The 20,788-nt window shown below is 68.3% G+C and carries 20 protein-coding genes and 1 tRNA gene; 12 read left to right on the top strand and 9 right to left on the bottom strand.

All coding sequences use genetic code 11. From position 1 onward, the window contains the following. Positions 1-83 precede the first annotated feature (83 nt). From TPR58_RS01725 to TPR58_RS01710, 4 genes are all read right to left on the bottom strand, one after another. Positions 84-617 (bottom strand): CarD family transcriptional regulator, encoded by a 534-nt coding sequence (locus TPR58_RS01725; RefSeq protein ID WP_346244873.1) that lies wholly within the window; start codon positions 615-617, stop codon positions 84-86. A gap of 262 nt (positions 618-879) precedes the next feature. Then, a complete protein-coding gene (fdxA, locus tag TPR58_RS01720) occupies positions 880-1,218 on the bottom strand; it encodes a ferredoxin FdxA (RefSeq protein ID WP_346244872.1) in 339 nt (112 codons plus the stop codon). Between the two features lie 68 nt (positions 1,219-1,286). Beyond that, positions 1,287-1,616, bottom strand: a complete 330-nt coding sequence (locus TPR58_RS01715; protein WP_346244871.1) for a S4 domain-containing protein — start codon at positions 1,614-1,616, stop codon at positions 1,287-1,289. Then, entirely contained in the window at positions 1,613-4,093 is a 2,481-nt protein-coding gene (locus TPR58_RS01710) for a helicase-related protein (protein WP_346244870.1), read from the bottom strand. The genes TPR58_RS01715 and TPR58_RS01710 overlap by 4 nt, the downstream gene beginning before the upstream one ends. Positions 4,094-4,342: 249 nt before the next feature. On the opposite strand from TPR58_RS01710, the gene TPR58_RS01705 reads away from it, so the two are divergent. Then, positions 4,343-5,836, top strand: coding sequence for a peptidoglycan DD-metalloendopeptidase family protein (locus TPR58_RS01705; RefSeq protein WP_346244869.1), 1,494 nt, complete (start codon positions 4,343-4,345; stop codon positions 5,834-5,836). A gap of 175 nt (positions 5,837-6,011) precedes the next feature. Next, positions 6,012-6,932 (top strand): GTPase Era, encoded by a 921-nt coding sequence (era, locus tag TPR58_RS01700; protein WP_346244868.1) that lies wholly within the window; start codon positions 6,012-6,014, stop codon positions 6,930-6,932. A 25-nt stretch (positions 6,933-6,957) separates the two neighbouring features. Here era and TPR58_RS01695 read toward each other — a convergent pair whose 3' ends face one another. Beyond that, positions 6,958-7,659: an NAD-dependent deacylase gene (locus TPR58_RS01695; protein ID WP_346244867.1), complete on the bottom strand. Its 702-nt coding sequence runs from the start codon at positions 7,657-7,659 to the stop codon at positions 6,958-6,960. A gap of 101 nt (positions 7,660-7,760) precedes the next feature. On the opposite strand from TPR58_RS01695, the gene dapB reads away from it, so the two are divergent. From dapB to TPR58_RS01680, 3 genes are all read left to right on the top strand, one after another. Next, positions 7,761-8,492, top strand: coding sequence for a 4-hydroxy-tetrahydrodipicolinate reductase (dapB, locus tag TPR58_RS01690; protein ID WP_346244866.1), 732 nt, complete (start codon positions 7,761-7,763; stop codon positions 8,490-8,492). A gap of 10 nt (positions 8,493-8,502) precedes the next feature. Continuing rightward, the gene (gene nth, locus TPR58_RS01685) at positions 8,503-9,180 is read left to right on the top strand and encodes an endonuclease III (protein ID WP_346244865.1); all 678 of its coding nucleotides are present in this window, start codon (positions 8,503-8,505) and stop codon (positions 9,178-9,180) included. Between the two features lie 69 nt (positions 9,181-9,249). Further along, positions 9,250-9,326, top strand: a tRNA-Arg gene (locus TPR58_RS01680). A 146-nt stretch (positions 9,327-9,472) separates the two neighbouring features. Here TPR58_RS01680 and TPR58_RS01675 read toward each other — a convergent pair. The 4 genes from TPR58_RS01675 to TPR58_RS01660 are packed head-to-tail and all read right to left on the bottom strand — an operon-like array spanning position 9,473 to position 12,439. Next, entirely contained in the window at positions 9,473-10,456 is a 984-nt protein-coding gene (locus TPR58_RS01675) for a FecR family protein (protein ID WP_346244864.1), read from the bottom strand. Beyond that, positions 10,453-11,001, bottom strand: coding sequence for an RNA polymerase sigma factor (locus TPR58_RS01670; RefSeq protein WP_346244863.1), 549 nt, complete (start codon positions 10,999-11,001; stop codon positions 10,453-10,455). Before TPR58_RS01670 ends, TPR58_RS01675 begins: the two co-directional genes overlap by 4 nt. Next, entirely contained in the window at positions 10,998-11,738 is a 741-nt protein-coding gene (locus TPR58_RS01665; protein ID WP_346244862.1) for a hypothetical protein, read from the bottom strand. Before TPR58_RS01665 ends, TPR58_RS01670 begins: the two co-directional genes overlap by 4 nt. 29 nt (positions 11,739-11,767) lie before the next feature. After that, on the bottom strand, positions 11,768-12,439 hold the full coding sequence (locus TPR58_RS01660; RefSeq protein ID WP_346244861.1) for an energy transducer TonB family protein: 672 nt from the start codon (positions 12,437-12,439) through the stop codon (positions 11,768-11,770). A gap of 165 nt (positions 12,440-12,604) precedes the next feature. On the opposite strand from TPR58_RS01660, the gene TPR58_RS01655 reads away from it, so the two are divergent. From TPR58_RS01655 to TPR58_RS01625, 7 genes are all read left to right on the top strand, one after another. Further along, positions 12,605-13,471 carry a helix-turn-helix transcriptional regulator gene (locus tag TPR58_RS01655; RefSeq protein WP_346244860.1) on the top strand — a complete coding sequence of 289 codons (867 nt, stop codon included), beginning with the start codon at positions 12,605-12,607 and terminating at the stop codon, positions 13,469-13,471. A gap of 353 nt (positions 13,472-13,824) precedes the next feature. Continuing rightward, positions 13,825-15,417 (top strand): ShlB/FhaC/HecB family hemolysin secretion/activation protein, encoded by a 1,593-nt coding sequence (locus tag TPR58_RS01650; protein WP_346244859.1) that lies wholly within the window; start codon positions 13,825-13,827, stop codon positions 15,415-15,417. Next, positions 15,417-17,168 (top strand): DUF2341 domain-containing protein, encoded by a 1,752-nt coding sequence (locus tag TPR58_RS01645; protein ID WP_346244858.1) that lies wholly within the window; start codon positions 15,417-15,419, stop codon positions 17,166-17,168. Before TPR58_RS01650 ends, TPR58_RS01645 begins: the two co-directional genes overlap by 1 nt. 14 nt (positions 17,169-17,182) lie before the next feature. Beyond that, positions 17,183-17,605, top strand: a complete 423-nt coding sequence (locus TPR58_RS01640; protein ID WP_346244857.1) for an ExbD/TolR family protein — start codon at positions 17,183-17,185, stop codon at positions 17,603-17,605. Next, entirely contained in the window at positions 17,605-18,324 is a 720-nt protein-coding gene (locus TPR58_RS01635; RefSeq protein WP_346244856.1) for a TonB-dependent receptor, read from the top strand. The genes TPR58_RS01640 and TPR58_RS01635 overlap by 1 nt, the downstream gene beginning before the upstream one ends. Before the next feature lie 137 nt (positions 18,325-18,461). Beyond that, positions 18,462-20,237, top strand: a complete 1,776-nt coding sequence (locus TPR58_RS01630; protein ID WP_346244855.1) for a putative porin — start codon at positions 18,462-18,464, stop codon at positions 20,235-20,237. Positions 20,238-20,239: 2 nt separating this feature from the next. Then, the gene (locus TPR58_RS01625) at positions 20,240-20,716 is read left to right on the top strand and encodes a hypothetical protein (protein ID WP_346244854.1); all 477 of its coding nucleotides are present in this window, start codon (positions 20,240-20,242) and stop codon (positions 20,714-20,716) included. Positions 20,717-20,788 lie beyond the last annotated feature (72 nt).

The raw sequence follows: 20,788 nt of genomic DNA, 5'->3' as shown, positions 1-20,788 counted from the left end.
CCCGTCGTCCGACAAAGAAAAGGGGGCGGCGGGTTTCCCCGCCGCCGCCTGTTTCGACTCGATCCCTCGGACCGGGTCCGGCGTCAGGCCGGGACCTTGTCCTTGTTGTGGATCGCCGCGGCCTTGCGCAGGATGTCGAGCAGCTTCTCGAGCGCAGCCGGCTCGTCGGTCTCTTCCATCGCGGCCAGTTCGCGGGCGAGGCGGCTTGCGGCGGCCTCGAAGATCTGGCGCTCGGAATAGCTCTGCTCCGGCTGGTCGTCGGCGCGGAACAGGTCGCGGACCACTTCGGCGATCGACACCAGGTCGCCCGAATTGATCTTCGCTTCATATTCCTGGGCGCGGCGCGACCACATGGTGCGCTTGACCTTGGGCTTTCCCTTCAGCGTTTCCAGCGCCTCGCGCAGGGTCTTGTCGCTGGACAGCTTGCGCATGCCCACGCTCTCGGCCTTGTTGGTCGGAACGCGGAGCGTCATCTTCTCCTTTTCGAACCGCAGGACATACAGCTCGAGCTGCATGCCCGCGATTTCCTGCTTCTGGAGCTCGATCACACGGCCCACGCCGTGCTTGGGGTAAACGACATAATCGCCGACATCGAAGGACAGCGCCTTGGCAGCCATATTGCGTACAGCCTTTCCGTGAATTAACAGCCCCGATAGAGCCAGGAAGAACCCAGGCGCGCGGCGCGCGGACGGGATGCGAATCGGGGCATGATCTGTGCGTACTCCGGGCGAAGGCTTCAACGGCCTCCGTCAGCGTTGGATTTAACACGTTTGCAATAAAATTACCAGCGTTACGGCGCTAACACGCGCAGAAATCTGCGCATGTGCGTAACAAACCGGGTCATTTCGGGGCGGGCAACGCAACCGATTGCCCGCGATCTCAGCCGCCGGTGCCGGGCTCTGCCGAGAAGAATTTCTCGAACTTGCCCTCGACGCCCTTCATCTCGTCGGCATCGGCAGGCACGTCGGTCTTCTGGGTGATGTTGGGCCAGCTTTCCGAATAGACCCGGTTGAGCTCCAGCCACTTCTCGAGCCCGTTCTCGGTGTCGGGCAGGATCGCCTCGGCCGGACATTCGGGTTCGCACACGCCGCAGTCGATGCACTCGCTGGGGTTGATGACGAGCATATTCTCGCCCTCGTAGAAACAGTCGACCGGACACACCTCGACGCAGTCCATATACTTGCAGCGGATGCAGGCATCGGTGACGACGTAGGTCATGGAAATCGGCCCCTATTCAACCAGGCAGGTGTTCGAACGGCCCCTGCTATGCCCGCGTCCGGGGCGCGTCAATCAATTGGACCTTCATGCGAGCCGTTCTCAGCTTTACCGCCCGCCGCTGTCGCCTGCCCGCCGGTGACCAGTTCCTGGTAGCAGGCGCGGCCTTCGGCCGGGGGGCCGCGCCGGGTGGGCAGCGCTTCGACCCGCACGATCTGGACGCGTCCCTGGTGGGTCAGGAAGGCAAGCACGTCGCCCACCCGCACCGGGACATGGGCACGCTCGATCCGGCGACCGTTGACGCGAAAATGCCCGCTCTCGGCCAGCGACTGGGCATAATTGCGCGACGCCGAGATGCGCGACCACCACAGGAAGCGGTCGAGCCGCATCGCGTCGCTCATTTGCCGAATTCCAGATCGGCCAGCGCGGCGAAGGCATTGTCGCGCGGCGGCGCCTTGGGCTTCGCCTGCGGAACCAGTCCCTGCCAGATCCAGCGCGGCGGCTGTCCTTCGGCCACCCGCGCGCTGCGAAAGCCGAGCTGCGCCATCAGCCGCGACAGCGTCTCGGGCTGGACCCCCATCGAGGTCGCCAGTGCCGGATCGGGCGCGAACGGCTTGCGACCCTTGCGCGCGTCATGCGCGGCGCGGGCGATCCGCTCGACCAGATCGACCCGAACCGCCTGGGCGCCGAGCGGGCGATAGCCGTGATCGAGGCTGGCGCCGGGCGCCGTCCGCGGCAGCACCGTCGCCCCGGGCCTCGGACCTTCGCCGAGCCCCATCAGCATCCGCCGCCACTGCGCCGCTGCGGGCTTCAGCAACCCGGTCGCGAACAGGTCGAGCGTGCCGATCGTCACCCCCATGACGCGCAGTGCATGCCGGGCGGCGGGATCGAGCGCCTCGACCATCGGGCCCGCCGCGCGTCGCGGCAACAGCCCGCCCGCTTCGATCAGGACGCCGGCAATGGCGCGCAGCGGCGCCCCCGCCGCCGGATCACGCGTCGCCGCATCCAGCTTCGCCAGCACCGGCAGGTGGCGCATCAGCCGGTCGGCGAACCAGCGATCGAGCCGCACCTGCACCGCCTGACGCGCCGATGCGTCGAGCACGTCGAGCGCCCGGTCGAGCGCGATCTTCGGCCGGGTGAGCGTCGCGCCGGGCTGGATCCGCGCGACGATCGATCCGCCCCACAGCAGCTCCAGCGAATCGCCGAGCGACAGGTCCGCGTCCGGCGCCGCAATCAGCGCCGCGCCGCGCTTGCGATACTCCCCCGCCAGCCTTTTCTCCGCCGCCGCCAGCAGCATGCGCTTGTCGGCGGCGCGGGCCGACGGGTCGACGCTGAAGCGGAACCCCTCCAGCGTGCCCAGGCTATGCTCCTCGACCGTCACCTCGCCTTCGGGTCCGATCGTCACCGGCAGGTTCGACGCATCGGCGCCGATCTGGCGCAGCAGCACCGTGGTCCGCTTGTCGACGAAGCGCTGGGTCAGGCTGGCGTGCAGCGCGTCGGACAATTTCTCCTCGATCGCGCCGGTCCGCTCGGCCCAGTGGACCGGGTTCTCCAGCCAGTCGGCGCGGTGCGCGATATAGGCCCAGCTCCGGATCGCGGCGATCCGACCCGCGATCGTCTCGACATCGCCGGCCATATTGTCGAGCCGCGCGATCTCGTCGGCGAACCACTGGTGCGGCAGATGGCCATTGCCTTCGCTCAGATGGCCGAACACGCGCCCGACGAAGCGCGCATGCGGGTCGGCGCCAAGCTTGCGGAAATCGGGCAGGCCGCACGCGGCCCAGAGCCGCGCGACCATGCGCGGCGACCGGACCCGGTCGCGCACCCAGCGCTCGCTCGCCAGCCGCTTGAGCACCGCCAGGTCGACCGCCTCGGGCGCGGCGCGCAGCACCGGCAGGTCGGGCTTGCGCTCCAGGCTGCCGATCAGCGCCTCGAGCGTCGACAGGTCGGGCTCGCCGTCGCGCCAGTACAGCTTCTCGAGCGGCGGCACCCGGTGTCCCTCGATCGCCAGGATCTCCTCGGGGGTGAACGATTCCGGCCCCTGTTCGTGCAGCGCGCCGAAGCTGCCGTCGCGCTGGTGCCGTCCCGCGCGACCGGCGATCTGTGCCATTTCGGCCACCGTCAGCCGACGCTGGCGGCGACCGTCGAACTTGTGGAGCGAGGCGAAGGCGACATGGGCGACGTCCATGTTCAGCCCCATGCCGATCGCATCGGTCGCGACCAGATAATCGACCTCGCCCGCCTGGAACATCGCGACCTGGGCGTTGCGCGTGCGCGGCGACAGCGCGCCCATCACCACCGCAGCGCCGCCGCGCAGCCGGCGCAGCGCCTCGGCCACGGCATAGACTTCCTCGGCGGAGAAGGCGACGATCGCGGAGCGGCGCGGCAGGCGCGACAGCTTCTTCGCCCCGCCATAGCTGAGCGTCGAGAAGCGCGGCCGGCCGACGATCTCGGCATCGGGCACCAGCGCCTTGATCATCGGCCGCAGCGAATCCGATCCCAGGATCATCGTCTCCTCGCGCCCGCGCGCGCGCAGCAGCCGGTCGGTGAAGACATGGCCGCGTTCCGGGTCGGCGCCGATCTGCGCCTCGTCCAGACCGACAAAGGCGACATCCTTGTCGACCGGCATGCTCTCCGCGGTGCACAGGAACCAGCGCGCCTTGGGCGGCAGGATCTTCTCTTCCCCGGTCAGCAGCGCGACTTCGGCCGGGCCCTTCATCCGGACCACCCGGTCATAGACCTCGCGCGCCAGCAGCCTCAGCGGGAAGCCGATCATCCCGCTGGCATGGCCGGCCATGCGCTCGACCGCCAGATGGGTCTTGCCGGTATTGGTGGGACCAAGCACCGCCGTAATGGGAGAACGCGCGAACCGATTCATATGCCAGGGGAATGTCGTTCCAAGCCGGGCCTTACGCAACTCCCCCGACTGGTGAATCGCTCCACCGGCGGTCAAGCGGTTGAAGATATTGGCGATTGCAACCCTTCAACCGCGTGCCGGCACGGCTTGTCGCACGCTCCCCTGCTCGGGGGTGCGATAATTTGACTTTAACCAATCGTGTTTACACTGATCGCACCGATGCCGGGGGTGTCGGTATGTTCGACGACGATCTTTTGGGGGCAGCGCGCCTTGTATTTGCGCAATGACCATCACCTTGCCGACGGCAGCGGGCCGTCGGGACGCTCGCACGGCGCCCCCGCGGCGACGTCCAAGGCGCTCGTGCTGCGCTCGCGCCTGGCGGAGCGCATCGCCGACCTCGACCTGACCCCCGATCTGGGTGCCGATATCGGCACCGTCACCTGGTTTCGCGGCGCGGCGACCTGCATCGGCCTGTGCGCGCTTGCCTATCTCGTCTCGCCCGGCTTCGAGAATCCGATCTACGGCCATGTCCCCGCCGCGTTGCAGGGCGAGGAGTGGCAGGCCGCCCGTGCCCAGGCGATCAAGCCGCTGTCGCAGGGCGCCGGGACCGGCCACCGCATGGCGGCGACGGCGCTGGTCGCCCCGCTCAGCGACACGCCCGAGCGCCCGCTGATCAACGTCACCGCAAAGCTCGCCTCGGGCGGTACGCTGATGGGTGCGCTCAAGCGGGCCGGTGTCGGCGGCGGCGATTCCGACCGCGTCGTCGAACTGCTGGGCAATGCCATCGCGCTCGGCGACATCCCCGCCGGCACCCCGCTCGACATCACCCTGGGCCGGCGCGCGACCCGCACCGAGCCGCGTCCGCTGCAGGAAGTCGAGTTTCGCGCGCGGTTCGACCTCAGCGTGAAGGTCGTGCGCAACCAGGGCCAGCTCTCGCTGGTCGAGATCCCCATCCGCATCGACAATACGCCGCTGCGCGTCCAGGGCAATTTCGGCGCCAGCCTCTATCGCTCGGCCCGGGCGGCCGGGGCCCCGGCCAAGGCGGTCGAGGCCTATATCCGCTCGATCAACTCGCGCGTTCCGGTCGGCCGGGTCGGATCGGGCTGCAAGTTCGACATCATCGTCGAGCAGGCGCGCGCCGAAACCGGCGAAGTCCGCATGGGCAACATTCTCTATGCCGGCATCGGCGGCTGCGCGAACAAGCTCCAGCTGGTCCGCATGACCGTCGACGGGCGCGACAGCTGGTTCGACGGATCGGGCCGCGGCGAGATGACCGGCATGATGGCGATGCCCGCGGCCGGCCGCATCTCGTCGGGCTTCGGCATGCGCCGCCACCCGATCCTCGGCTATAGCCGGATGCACAAGGGCCTCGACGTTGCCGCCCCCTGGGGCGCGCCGGTCTATGCCGCCACCGATGGCGTGGTCCAGTTCGCAGGCCGCAGCAGCGGATACGGCAATTTCGTGAAGCTCGCCCATTCGGGCGGCTATGGCACCGGCTATGGCCATATGAGCCGCATCCTGGTCCGCTCGGGCCAGCGCGTGCGCAAGGGGCAGCAGATCGGCGCGGTCGGATCGACCGGCATGTCGACCGGCCCGCACCTCCATTACGAACTCTATCGAAATGGCGTCGCGGTGAACCCGCGCTCGGTCAGCTTCACCTCGCAGCAGCAACTGGTCGGTCGCGACCTGTCCGACCTGCGCTCCCGCCTGGGCCGCCTGATGGCGGTGCCGCTGGCGGTGCCGGGCGACGACGAGGACAACTGAGCGACGCGCGAGCGTCGCCGGCAACGGTCGGGCGAGGGGCGCCGGCATGCCCGAGGGCGCTCGGGATCAGTTCGTTCGACAATCTCCCACGAACGAGAGTAGGGGAGCCCATTCAGCGGACGACTCCGGTCCCGCGTTCCCGCCTGCATTTCGGGCGCAACCAAGAGACATTGACGTGACCGATCCTGCCACTTCCCCCGACTCTCCCCAGCGGTGCGGCCTCGTCGCCGTGCTCGGCGCGCCGAATGCCGGCAAGTCCACGCTGGTCAATGCGCTGGTCGGCCAGAAGGTGGCGATCGTCAGTCCCAAGGCACAGACGACCCGGGCCCGGCTGATGGGAATCGCGATCGAGGGGGACACGCAGCTGCTGCTGGTCGACACGCCCGGCATCTTCGATCCCGAGCGCCGGCTGGACCGGGCGATGGTCGCCGCCGCATGGGAGGGGACCGACGGCGCCGACGCGATCGCGCTGGTCGTCGATGCCAAGGGCGGAATCGGGTCCAAGGTTCGGCAGGTCATCGAGAGCCTGAGGGGCCGGCCCGAGCCGTTGATCCTGATCCTCAACAAGGTCGACATCGCCGATAAGCCGAAGCTGCTCGGCCATGCCGCGAAGCTCAACGAATCGCTGGCGTTCAGCGAGACCTTCTTCGTCAGCGCGACGACCGGCGACGGGGTGGCGGAGCTGAAGGCGGCCCTGTCCGCGCGCATGCCCGCAAGCCCGTGGCACTTCCCCGAAGACCAGGTCAGCGACGCGACCGACCGGATGATCGCGGCGGAGGTGACCCGCGAGCAGCTCTATCTCCAACTCCACGCCGAGCTTCCCTATGCCTCGGCGGTCGAGACCGAGAAATATTCGGAGCGCGAGGACGGCTCGGTCGAGATCCACCAGCAGATCCTGGTCGGCCGCGCGACCCAGCGTGCCATCGTCCTTGGCAAGGGCGGCACCCGGATCAAGGAAATCGGCGCCCGCGCGCGCAAGGAATTGTCGCAGATCATGGGCGTGCCGGTGCACCTGTATCTGCACGTGAAGGTGCGGCCGGGCTGGGAAGACGACCGCTCGCTGTACCGCGAGATCGGGCTGGAATGGGTCGAGTGATCCGCAACCGCTGACGCTCGGAGCGTCAGCGCAGCAGCGATTCCACCCATTGCGGAACGAGCTCGCCCGCCGGGCCGCGCCGACTGTCGTCGAACATCGTGCTGCCCTCGGACGGATCGAGATTCATCTCGAGCGTGTTGATCCCCCTCCGCCGCGCGGAGTGGACGAAGCCCGCCGCCGGATAGACGGCGCCCGACGTCCCGATCGACACGAACAGGTCGGCGGCACCCAGCGCGCGCTCGATGACGTGCATCGCATAGGGCATCTCGCCGAAGAACACGATGTCGGGCCGCAGTAGCGGTGCGCCGCACGACCCGCAGGCGCTGCCCGGCGGGAGCGCGCCCTCCCAGCGCTGGCGCTTGCCACAGGCGGCGCACAAGGCCGAGTTGAGCTCGCCATGCATGTGCAGCAGCCGCTTCGATCCGGCGCGCTCATGCAGGTCGTCGACATTCTGCGTGACCAGCAGCAGTTCGCCGTCCCATTCGGCATCGAGCCGCGCGAGCGCATGGTGCGCGGCATTGGGCTCGACCTCCGCCAGCTTCGCGCGGCGCTCGTCATAGAAGCGATGCACCAGCACCGGATCCCGCGCCAACGCCTGAGGTGTGCAGACATCCTCGACGCGCTGGCCCTCCCACAATCCGCCGGGTCCGCGAAAGGTCGCGACGCCGCTTTCGGCGGAGACGCCCGCGCCGGTGAGGATGACGATGTTGCGGGGATGGCTCGGCATGGTCGCGATCCTACCGCGTCAATTGCTGCGCAGCGAGGCTTTCCGCGACGACGAGAGAAAACCGCTATTCTCGATACCCGCTTCGTGCGAACAGCGCAGGCATGACCATCAGTATCGGTATCTATGGCAGCCTGGGCCGGATGGGCCAGGCGATCGCTTCGGTGGCCCCGTCGCTGGGTGCGCGGATCGCGGGCGGGGCGGACATGATGGACGATCCCGGCGATATCGCTCGCAAGGCGGATGTGCTGGTCGACTTCTCCGCGGCCGCGGCGATCGAGCCGCATCTGGCAGCAGCGCGCGCCGCGCGGACGCCGATCGTGATCGGGACGACCGGGCTGTCACAGCGCCAGCATGCGCTGATCGATGACGCCGCGCGCGACATCGCCGTGCTTCAGACGGGCAATACCTCGCTCGGCGTCGGCCTGCTCGCGCGGCTGGTGCGCGAAGCCGCGGCGCGGCTGGGCGAGAACTGGGATATCGAGATCGTCGAGGCGCATCATCGCAACAAGGTGGATGCACCCTCGGGTACGGCGCAGATGCTGGGCGCTGCCGCTGCCGAAGGGCTGGGCACGACGCTGGCCGAGGCCGGGGTCACCGACCGTGCCGGGACGGTCAGTGCACGCGCGGGCGGGACGATCGGCCTGGCGAGCGTGCGCGGCGGCGCGATCATCGGCGATCATATGGTGATCTTCGCCGGCGACGGCGAGCGGATCGAGCTGACCCACCGCGCCGACGATCGCGCGATCTTCGCGCGCGGCGCGGTGCAGGCGGCCTTGTGGCTCGCAGGCCAGCCGGCGGGCCGCTATTCGATGGACCAGGTGCTGGGCGTCTGAGCCGCCGCGGATGAACAAGGCGCAGGTCTTCGACTTCTTCCAGCGGCTGGCCGAGGCCAATCCGCATCCGGAGACCGAACTCGAATCGGGCAACAGCTATCAGCTGCTCGTCGCAGTCGTGCTGTCGGCGCAGGCGACCGACGCCGGGGTCAACAAGGCGACGCGCAGGCTGTTCCAGCAGGTGCGGACGCCCGAGGACATGGTGGCGCTGGGCGAGGACGGGCTGAAGCAGCACATCAAGACGATCGGCCTGTTCAACACCAAGGCGAAGAACGTGATCGCGCTGTCCGAGGCGCTGGTCGCCGATCATGGCAGCCAGGTGCCCGACGACCGCGAGGCGCTGGAGAAACTGCCGGGCGTGGGACGCAAGACGGCGAACGTGGTGCTGAACGTGTCGTTCGGGCGCGAGACCTTCGCGGTCGACACCCATATCTTCCGCGTCGGCAACCGCACGGGACTGGCGCGCGGCAAGACCCCGCTGGCGGTCGAGCTGAAACTGGAAAAGGCGGTGCCGCAACCCTTCCGCCTTCACGCGCATCACTGGCTGATCCTGCACGGCCGCTATGTCTGCAAGGCGCGCACGCCCGAATGCTGGCGCTGCATCGTTGCCGATCTGTGCGCCTTCAAGCCGAAGACGCCGGCGCCCAGGGGCAAGGCGGCGCCTGCGTCGGCCGGGGGCGACGCCTGACGCGGATGAAATAGCAGTGAAGTCGGGGCTGGCGCAGTCCGCTTCGCTTTGCTAGGCGCTCTCCTCCACGCACCCGTAGCTCAGCTGGATAGAGCGCTGCCCTCCGAAGGCAGAGGCCACAGGTTCGAATCCTGTCGGGTGCGCCAGTTTCTTCGCTGCGGATCGAACCGAGACCGTCCTTGCTCTCTTGATCGACGGGTCCCGGCCGTCCTGGCGCTGCGATGTAGCACCTGGCCCGCCGCTCCCCCGCATCCTGCTGGACGACAATGCCACGACGCTGCGGATAAGGTGCCTAGCCGAGCAGGACGACCCCGCCCGCCATATAGCGCGCGCGGACGTTGGCGAGTTGCTCGATCTGGGTGACCGAGTTGTCGATATTGGCGATGTGGAACACCGCATTGAGCGGGATCTCTTGGAGCGCCGCATCGGTCAGGATGATGCGGCCCGGCCGGTACAGATTGATCTGATCGACGACTTCCGCGAGCGGTGTGCCGTCGAAGATGAGCAGGCCTCGCCGCCACGCGCTTTCCTTTGCCGCGTCCACCGTCATCTGCCTGGTCCCGTCCGGACCCGAGGTCATCGCCTGATTCGCGATCAGCGTCGTGACCCGGCCGCCAGTGTCGCAACGCACCGTCCCCTTGACGCAGGAGACGCGCTGTCGGTTCACCAGAACCTGCACGTTGAACTCGGCATCCTGTCCATCGACTCGCATCCGGTCGGTTTGGACGCTGAACATGCCGTCCGACGGTCGCGCAGCCACATAGGTTTCGCCGGCGATGAGGCGGATGCCGCGCCCGTTGTCGACCAGCGAAACCGCGGTACGAGAACTCAGCTCGACATCGACCCCGGCCACGGGGTGGAGGGCGAGGCGGCCGCCGACCGGCGTGCGATGGTCGGCCATCAACTCCCCATAGGAGGGCCACAGCCCGAGCGGCGGGCGGGCGACGCCGATGCCGATCAGGACCGCAAGCGCGCCGCCGCCCGCGGACAGGATCGCGCGACGATCGACCGGCTTGCGGGTGCGGGACGCGATATCGGCATAGCTGCGAACGCCGGCGACCTCTCGAAAGGCAGCCTCGTGCGCGGTGCTCTGCGCGCGCCACTTCGCCAGCCGGTCGGCATCATCCGCCGTGGCGCTGCCGGAGATCATCCTGACCAGCCAGTCGGCGGCCTCCTCCAGCAGGCGGTCGTCCTGCGAAGCGACGACGCCGCTCACCTTCGCCGCGGTCCCGGGCACATGCTGGGCGGCATCGTCATCGGTTCGTTTCCTGCTCATCGTGTGGATACCCGCGCCGTACCGCGCGCGAAGGAAGTCTGGCGCCGCGTCCGGCGTGCGCACAGCAGGATCGCCTCGCGCAGGTCGATCTGGATCATCCGGACGCTGATCCCATAGTGCGCGGCCAGCTCTTCATGGGTCAGCGTGCCGGTGAAGCTTTCGATAAAGACATGCCGCTGGCGGGGTGTCAGGTCGCCGATCACCTTCCAGACATGCGCCAGTTCGCTGCGCCCGATGGCGACGCGCTCGGGGTCGGGCGCATCGTCTGCGACCTGCATCAACTCGTCGATCTCGGCGTCGCCAAGGATGCGTCGCCGGCCTGTCGTGAGCGTGGATGCGGTGTTGATGGCTGCTCGATAGAGATAGGCGTCGGGGTCGCTCACCGGCTCGAGTTCGGTCGCGCCGTGAAGTTTCAGCCAGGTCTCATGAAGCGCTTCGCCGGCAAGATCGCGCGAGCCGAGCCGGGCGGTGAGCCGGTCGCGCAGCTGTGCATAGCCGTCGACCAGCGCGTCGCGCAGCGTCGCTCGACTGGATTTCGCGGTCATGGTCGACGCGGCCAAGGCCTGGGCGATTCGTCCGGCACCCGATCGGACACCACTTCGAAGGCCAGCGGCCCGGTCAGGTCGGGCGGCGGCGATGTGGACAAGGGGCGGTTCGCGAGAATCCGGACCACATGCCGATCCCATGCTTGATCGGCGGTGGGGCGGGTGATCATCACGTCATGCAGAACCCCGCGCGGATCGACCGAGAGGCGAAGTTGCAGCCGAAAGGCGCGCCCGCGATAGGCCCCGTCCACGCGCAGCCACTCGCGAACCTCGTTCTGGACCGCCATCGCATAGTCGCGGTGCGCGGTGCGATCACGGGTTCCGATGATCGTCGCGGGAGCTCGCACGACCGCCATGTCGAGACGGAGCGACGGGCCGCCACGGGACGTTGCGCTGCGGTTCGCCGCGGGCGCGTCGGTCGTTTCCGCCTCGAAGATGATCGCGGCCCGCGGGCCGGTGAAGCGCGCTGCCAGACCCGTCCCGCGCAAGAGCATCTGCAGCGCGACCGGCGCGGGGTATGTGCCGCGGACGGTTCCCGACTTGTGTCCCGCCGCCAGGCTCTGCCGATAGGCGATGTCGACGCCACTTACCGTCGCGAGTTCGGCCAGGGCTCTGTCCAGCGGCTGCGGGGCGATGTCGAAGCGATAGCTGACCGGCGCCGCCTGCGCGGATGCGCCGCCCGCGCCCGAAACCAGGCATGCGGCCAGCGCGACAGCGCCGGCGAGGGTGCCGGTCAATCGCTGGCCGTGAGGACCCGATCTTGGCCTCATCCCAGCCGGAAGGTCACCGGCAGGCTGACATCGATCTCCGCTGGCCAGCCCTGGGGCAACATGGGAAGTGGCTGGGCACGCAGGATCGCCGCCAGCGCCTCCGCGTCCAGGTCGCCGAACGCCGAGCTGGCCTCGACCCATGCGTCGCGAACACGGCCTTCGCGCGTCATCCGGAAATGGACCGTCACGACGCCCTCGCGTCCGGCAGCGCGGGCGGCGGCCGGAAAGATGCGATACCGCGCCAAATGGGTTTCGAGGCGCTGTCGATAGGCGGTGAGTTCGGAACTCGGCAGGTCGGACAATTGCCGCATGTCGCCGGGCGCTGCTTCGGAAGCGGCGGGCGGTGAGCCTGACGGGCCGGTACCGATCGATCCGGCAAGCACGGGTTGCGCAATCTGGCGAAGGGGGGGCTGGGGACGAGCCCGCGGTGTCGGAGACGCGCCCTGCCGTTCCGCCTGATCGGTCCCCTTCGTGCGCGGGGGCTGGTCCAGCGGGATCAACTCCACGATCATCGCGCGGCCGCGATCGTCGCCGGCGGCACCCTGAGGCGATGCCCCCTGAAGGCTGGCGTAGAGCAGCGCCAGGCCCGCGGCGAGATGCACCGCGCCCGACAGCAGGAACCCTGCGATCCGACTACTGATGTGCGGTTTGAAGCCGCCCGTTGTCACACCTCGCCGCCTTTCGCGAGGGTGCATAGACGGCGAATATCACTTTCGTGTGACAGTCGGCCCGGAACCGGAAGGCGGGCGTGCCGGATCGGGAAAAATGCGCGGCACCGAAAAAAGCGTTTCGTTCGATCGGGCGACGGCAGTCTTATCCACGAGGACAGCTTCATGCATGATATGATCGAACCCGTACGCCGCGCCCCGACAGGCTTCAGCGCCACGAGCCCCGGACGCCCGAGCCCCGGACGCCGATGTAAAACCGGCGGCCGCGCGGCGACGGCGTCGTCGGTCATGGTCGCGCCGACCGACGGGATGGTCCATGTCGTCGTGCCGGTGCGTGGCTCGGTAACGGTCTGGACGGTCGACGGACGCCATGAGGTGGAGCAGGGCAGGGCACTCCTCCTCGCCCGGCCGGACGAGGTGCGATGCGTCTGGCATACGGACTCCGACGGTCTGATTCTCTCCCTTCCTCGTCCCGCGATCCAGGCGGTTGCCTCGACCCTGTTCGATGAACCGCGCCGACTGGCGAGCATCGCCTGCTCGTTCGCGTGGAGCGATCGCCCCGCCTGGATGAGCGGTCCGGTGGCGGGTGAGGCGGGCGACCCGGCGCGGGAACGCCTGCTGTGCATCAGCCTGGTGCGGGCGCTCGAGCGGGAAGGGCTTGCCAAGGCCGCCTTCCCGGTCGCCGGGTCGGTGCTGCGGGCGATCCGGCATATCCGGGCAAATCCGCAAAAGGCCTGGACCGTCGCCGACCTCGCGCCGCTCGCCGGCGTGACGGTCGCGACTCTGCGAAAGAATTTCCGGGCCTGCCTGGGTACCTCGGTCACCCATGTCGTGCGCGATGTGCGGCTCGATTGGGTGCGAGAGCGGTTGCGCAGCGGGAACGAGACCCGCTCGGTTGGACAATTGGGCGAAGCGGCCGGCTTCGGCGGGGCGGCCCTGCTCGCCCGCGCCTATCAGCAGCGGTTCGCCGAGACGCCGACCCAGACCCGTGCCAATGCATTCAAGGGAGGTCGCGAGCAGTATTCAAGATGAATGCTGTTCAGTGCGATATGACGTTCGGCAACAGGTCGCTCCTGTGGCCCTGAGAGAGCTGTTCGTTCAATAGAATTTCAATGTAATGTCTCCGATCTTCCTTGAGGATCGGCGCGGGCTTCGATTGTCTGCTGACCGTCTCTGTCACCTAAGCTTCATATACTCTAGTCGAAACTGGAAGAAGCGCACGAGCGATTGTGCGCTGCCGCATTGATACTTGAGAATCGGCGTCATCGGCTCTTATGGCCGCGGTGTCGGGACGATGGAAGCCGTAGCGCGCTTCACCCCGGCGACGGACGTGGGTCCGCCATCCGCCAGCCCTCTGGCTGCGGACCGGCGGCGGGGGATAGATCGTGACGATCGTAAGAAGTTGCAGCGGCGGCATGGCCGGACTGGGCGCGATGCTCATCGCCATCGGGAGCGCGGGACCGGCGTGGGCGCAGGATGCGGCCCAGCCGCCCGCCGACGCGGCCAGGTTCGAGATTCGCGCCTTCGCCGTGAAAGGCAACAAGGTGCTCCCGCCCGATACCGTCGAGCGCGCAATCTACCCCTTTACCGGGCCGGACAAGACCGCAGAGGATGTCGAGCAGGCTCGCGCCGCGCTGCAGAAGGCGTTCGAGAATGCCGGCTATATCGCGGTATCGGTATTCATCCCCGAACAGTCGGTGGACGGCGGCATCCTGACGCTGGAGGTCCAGTCCCAGGCGATCGGCCAGGTCCTGGTCGAGGGAACGAAGCGACCGGATGCGGTGCGCGCCCAGGCACCCTCGCTGGCCCCGGGCCAAACCCCCAATCTCACCGAATTCCAGCGCGATGTCGTCGCGCTCAACCAGGATGCCAACCGCCGGGTGACGCCCGAGCTTCGCGCCGGCGTCGCGCCGGGCACGCTGGATGTGGTGCTGAAGGTGGAGGAGAGCTCGCCGCTCCACGCCTCGGCGGAGATCAACAATTTCTCGTCGGCGGCGACCACCGATCTGCGGGTGTCGGGGACGCTGCGCTACGACGATATGTGGGGGCGCGGCGACAGCCTGTCGATCTCGGCACAGACCGCGCCTCGGCGTCCCGATGACGGTACGGTCTTGTCGGGCAACTACCTGATGCGCCTGGGCCAGGGCACGCAGCTTCTGATCTACGGGGTCCATTCGGACAGCGACATCGCGGTGGTCGGCGGCACCAGCGTGATCGGCAAGGGCAATATCGTCGGCGGCCGGCTGATCCGGTCGCTGGGCAGTCGCGAGGGCTTTTACCACTCGCTGACCGTGGGCATCGACTGGAAGGATTTCGGCGAGGACGTGCTGCTGGGCGCCGACCGCGCCTCCGCGCCGATCCGATATTTCCCGGTCACGGCGTCATGGCGGGGCGACTGGAACAGCGAGCGCCGGCGAAGCGACGTCACGCTGTCGACGATTTTCGGATTCCGCGGGCTGGGCGATGGCTGGGAGCGGTTCGATGCGAAGCGCTATGGCGCCCGCCCCAGCTTTTTCACCGTCAAGCTGGACGCGTCGCACACCGCCGACATTTTCGGCGGGCTGCAGTTCAACAGCCGGCTGAGCGGACAATGGTCGCCCGATCCGCTGATTTCCAATGAAGGCTTCAGCCTGGGCGGGATGTCGTCGGTGCGCGGCTATTACGAGTCCGAAGCATTGGCCGATTATGGCGTCGCGCTGCAGACCGAACTGCGATCGCCGGATTTCGGCCCGCGGATTGGCGGGCCGCTCGACGAGCTGCGGCTGCACCTGTTCCTCGATTCGGGACTCGGCGGCATTCATCGCCCGCTGATCGGACAGGATTCCGACTTCGCGCTGTCCAGCGTCGGCGTCGGCGGCCGGGTCCGCCTGTTCTCCTATCTCAACGGCGCGGTCGATATCGGCACGCCGCTCACCTCCGGTCCGGACAGCGAGTCCGGGTCGATCTTCGCTCGCTTTCGCCTCTGGGGGGAATTCTGATGTCCGTGACCTCGCGTCTCAAGAAGGGCGCTCTCGGGGGCGTCATCGCCGCCGCCATGCTGATCCTGCCGGCTGCGCCTGCCAATGCCTGGTGGGAGGCCGATTATGCCTACCGCACCCGGATCAACCTGAACGTCGCTGCCGCCGGGATCACCGGCGAGGTCGCGCGGGCACCGGTGCTGATCCGGTTGCACCAGGGCAATTTCAACTTCGCCGACGCCAAGCCCGACGGCTCCGACCTGCGCTTCGTCGGGGGCGACGACCGGACCCCACTGAAGTTCCACATAGAGAAGTGGAGCCCGCAGGATCAGCAGGCGCTGATCTGGGTCGATGTCCAGGCGCTCCAGCCCGGCCAGGCGGCGTCGCTCTACGTCTATTACGGCAACAAGACCGCCGCCGCCGGCCAGGACATCGCCGGCACCTTCGGCCCGGACTATCGACTGGTCTATCATTTCGGCAATGCCGGCAGCCCGCGCGATGCGACTGCAAATGGCGCCAATGCCGGCGGCGGCGAAGGGCGCAATGCTGGCGGGCTGATCGGCAACAGTCTGGTGCTGGACGGCAGCGTGCCGATGACCGTGCCGGCCTCCGCCTTCGCGGCGGGCCCGTTGTCGGTCAGCTTCTGGGTAAAGCCCAAGGGCGACGGCACGCTCTTCACCCTGCCGGGCAGCGTCAGCCTGGTGTCGCAGGGCGGCCAGCTGTTCATCGATGCAGCCGGTACGCGCAGCGCCGGCGCCGCGCTGCCCGCCGGGACCTGGGCGAATGTCGCGCTGGTCAATGACGGCGCGAAGACCGTCCTCTTCATCAACGGCCAGCCCGCCGGTGAGACCGCAGGCGCGCTTGCCGCGGCGACCGGCGCTGCGCTGGTCGGGCAGGGCTTTGCCGGCGAGATCGACGAATTCCGCGTCGCCGCCGCCGCGTTGCCGCAGGCGGCGTTCCAGCTGGCGGCAGCCAGCGAGGGCCAGGGGGCCAAGCTGGTGACGACCGACACCGCCGAGCAAGTCGAGACCGGCGGCCACAATTATTTCGGCATCCTGTTCTCGGCGCTCACCCTCGATGCGTGGATTGTCATCGGCATCCTGGGCATCATGCTGGCGCTGGCCTTCTGGGTGATGATCTCGAAGGGGTTGCTGCTCAGCCGCGTCGGTTCTGCCAATGACGATTTCCTAGACGCCTATGGGCGGCAGGCGCGGCGCAGCGGCGACCATGACGGCCTGCCCGCGTTCGAACCGGGTGCCGGCGCTGCGCATTCGACACTCGGGCGCCTCTACCAGATCGGCCGGCGGGAACTGACCGATCGCCTGAGCGAAGGCCGCGCAAGCGGCAGCCGCTTCGCGATCCGCGCCCAGTCGATCGCGGCGATCCGCTCCGCGCTCGATGCCGGCCAGGTCCGCGAAAGCCAGAGGCTCAACAAGCAGATGGTGCTGCTGACCATCGCCATCTCGGGCGGCCCGTTCATCGGCCTGCTGGGGACGGTGCTGGGCGTGATGATCACCTTCGCCTCGGTCGCCGCCGCGGGCGAGGTCAACATCAACGCGATCGCGCCGGGTATCGCCGCAGCCCTGCTCGCCACCGTCGCCGGCCTCGCCGTCGCAATCCCCGCCCTGTTCGGCTATAACTACCTGCTCAGCCGCGTCGAGGAGATCACCGCCGACAACCAGATCTTCGTCGACGAGCTCGAGAAGCGCATCGCCGAGACCTGGCAGGACACCGATGGTCCTTCCGCTCCCACCGCCGTCGCGGCCGAATAAGGGAGCACGGAGCCATGCAGGTCCAGGGCAAGAAGCCGTATAACGAGATCAACATCACGCCGCTGGTGGACCTCACCTTCGTGCTGCTGATCATCTTCATCCTCCTGACCACCGCTGCGGTCCAGGGCATCAAGGTGGACCTGCCCTCGGCATCGTCGGCCAAGACGCTCAACGCACCCAAGTCGCGCGTGATCGCGGTCACCAACGACGGCACGATCTCGATCGACGCGGTGCCGGTGTCGCTGGCCGAACTGGAAAGCGAGTTGCGCACCAGCATCGCCACGACGCCCGACCTCGCCGTCGTGCTGCGCGGCGACCGCGCGGTCCAGTATGACAAGGTGATGCAGGTGCTCGACCTGTGTTCCAAGGTCGGCGTGCCCTCGCTCGGCATGGCTTCGACCCGGCCGCCCGCATCGTCGGGTCCGGGAGGCGCGTGATGGCACCGGCCCTGACCGGGTCCGATGCGCCGGGTGCGTTCGGCGGAGCCCCGCGCCGCAAGCGGTCGCCGGTCACCTTCGGCCGGGTCATGCTGGTGGTCGGGCTGCTGCTGGGAATCGCGCTGGCCTGGCTGCTGGCCGGCCGGGTGACCGTCGTCGAGCGGCCGAACGAGATCAAGACGACGACGGTCGTCCTGCCGCCGCCGCCACCCCCTCCGCCGCCGCCCGAGGTGAAGCCGATCGAGAAACCGCCCGAACCGGTGATGGCGCCGCCGATCGAGCAACCGGTCGATACGCCGCCGCCGCCCGAGGCCAAGTCCGAGCCCAGCCAGGGCGACGCTGCGCTGACCGCCCGCGAGGGCGCCGGACCCAGCAATTACGGCCTGGCGGCCGGCAATGGCGGCGGCACCCGCATCGGGGGACGGCCGGGCGGCGGGGGCGGTGACGGCTTCGGCGCCTATGCGAATGTCGCGCTGGCGGGGATACGCCAGGCGGCGCAGGCCGACCGGGAATTGTCACGCGGGCGATTTACCGTCCGGCTGGCGGTCAACGTCTCGGCCGATGGGCGGATCAGCAATGTCCGGATCCTGGACGGCAGCGGCGATGCCCGGCGAGACGCCCGGTTGGTCGCCACGCTGACCGGAGTTCAGCTCTCGCAACGACCGCCTGCCGGGCTTCCGGTGATGCGGATCGAACTCAACGCGCGCAGCGGCTCGTGACCGCTGAAGCCAGACCATCACGACCGGGGAACTGTCGCATGCCTGCCCAGATCACCGGCGCCTCACCTTTCCCAGGAAAGAATCTCATGTCTCACCATTGCGTCCGGAACCCTTTCAAGTCCGCACTCCTGATCTGCGTGGCCACGCTTGCGCTGGCGGCAACGGCACGGCCGGCATGGGCGCAGGACCAGTCGGCCGTACCGGCCACGACCGTGGACCCCCGGCTGCTCGTCGAGCAGTTGGTGGCCGAAGGGGTCATCACCCGCGAACAGGCCGATCGCATGATCGCCAGGGCGACCGTGCCTGTCCAGCCGCACCTCGCGCAGGGCCAGGCTGCCCAGACCGCCCAGGCGCCGATCCAGGGCGGCGTGACCGCGGACGGTACCCAGATCGTGCCCTATGTGCCCAAGGTGGTGCGCGAGCAGATCGTCGCCCAGGTCCGCGAGGAGCTGGGTCAGCAGGCGCAGGCGCAGGGCTGGGCCCGCCCCGGCGAGACGCCGGAATGGACCCGCCGCATCCAGCTCTATGGCGATGTCCGCATGCGCGGCGAAGGTCGGTTCTATGACAAGAGCAATGCCGACATCTTCACCGACTACGGCGCGATCAACCAGGGCGAGCCCCAGAACATCAACGACGCGACCCCGGGCTGGATCGCCCCGGCGTTCGTCAATTCTCGCGAGGATCGCCAGCGCTTCCGCCTGCGCGCGCGTCTGGGCGTCCATGCCCGCATCGCCGACTGGGTCTCCGCCGACATCCGCGTCGCAACCGGCAACGACAGCTCGCCGATCTCGACCAACCAGACGCTGGGCGCGGAAACCGGCACCGGCAAGTACCAGCTCTGGCTGGATCGCGCGTCGATCCGGCTGACCCCGGTTTCGGGCGTGAACCTGGACTTTGGCCGTTTCGCCAACCCGTTCTGGACCAGCGACCTGATATTCGACAACGACATGAACTTCGACGGTGTCGCCGTCTCGGCGAACGGCGAGGTTTCCGGCGGGTTGCGCCTCTTCGGCACTGCCGGTGCGTTCCCGGTGTTCAACACCGACCTCAATTTCGGATCGCGCAATGCGCCGGTCGAAAGCGCGTCGAGCGGGGCCTATAAGAGCCAGGACAAATATCTGCTCGCTGCCCAGGCTGGATTCGAGGTCATGCCCGCCGACGGCGTTTCGGCGCGCCTGTCGGGCGCCTATTTCCGTTATGCGAATGTCGAGGGCAAACGCTCCGCCCCCTGCCAATTTTACGAACTGGTCTGCTCTACCGACGCGACGCGGCCGGCCTTCCAGCAGTTCGGCAACACGATGTTCCCGATCCGGAACATCGTGGCCGATCCGCTCAATCCGATCACGAGCCCGGAGAACCAGTATTTCGGCCTCGCCTCGCGGTTCGAGCTGCTCCACGTGCGCGGGTCGGTCGATTACCGCGCCTCGGACCGTTTCGCCGTCCGTCTTGAAGGCGACTATGTCCGCAACCTGGGTTGGGACCGCAGCGTGATCGCAACGCGCGCGGTCAACAATCTCGGCCCCGACATGCAGGTTCCCAATCCGAACACCCCGGATCCGAACGACACGATGAGCGCACCCGGCGCCTATGCCGGCGGCAATATCAGCTGGCAGGGGCGCCTGTCGGTCGGCTCGGTCCTCAACCTGAACGGGCAGGGCGACTGGACCGCGAAGCGCGGCGACTGGAACGCGTTCGTCGCCTATCGCCACCTGGAATCGGATGCGGTCATCGACGCCTTCGCCGACAGCGACTTCCACATCGGCGGCACCAACGTCAAAGGCTGGCAGATCGGCGGCAACTATGCCTTTGCGCCCAACACGATCCTGGGCGCGCGCTGGCTCTCCGCCGAGGAGATCGCCGACGCCCCCTTCTCGCTCGACCGACTGTTCGTCGACATCATGACGCGGTTCTGAGCATGGCGAGGCCTGCGCCCTGGTTCTGTTCGGCCGGCACGTTGCGGAGAGTCGCCTTCGCGGCCTTCGTCGCGGTGGCGGCCGGTACGGCACATGCTCAGGAACGCCCGGCCTCGCCCCAGTCGCTTGATCTCGATCCGGCCGAAGTTCGAGCCGCGCCCATGCCACGGCCGCAGGGTGGGCAGACGCGGATCGGCGGGCGCTCGCCCGGACCATGCGTCCAGGTCGACATTGCCGGGCACCGCGCCGGTACGCTCGACTGCGCGAGCCAGACGCTGCAGTCGGCCGCGCAGCGAGCGCAGTCGCAGGCGCGCGCGACGATCGACCCGTCCGTTTCCGGTGCCGGATCCCCCGATGTCCGCGTCGGCGTCTCGAGCCTGGCGGGATCCCGGTTGCGCATGGGCAATGCCCTGGGGCGCTCGGTCGATCCGCAGCGTCCCGTCCGCCTGGCGCCGGCGCCGCGCGGCGGGCGGCCATGAATTTCATCCCGTTCCGGCCGACGCCGCGCATCGTCGCGCACTGTCGTGCCGGCGTCCCCGATCATGAGCAGG

The sequence above is a fragment of the Sphingomonas rustica genome, from assembly GCF_039652585.1.
Taxonomy (GTDB): Bacteria; Pseudomonadota; Alphaproteobacteria; order Sphingomonadales; family Sphingomonadaceae; genus Sphingomonas; species Sphingomonas rustica.
The sequence above is the reverse complement of the archived record's forward strand: the minus strand, read 5'-3'. Positions and strand labels throughout refer to the sequence as shown.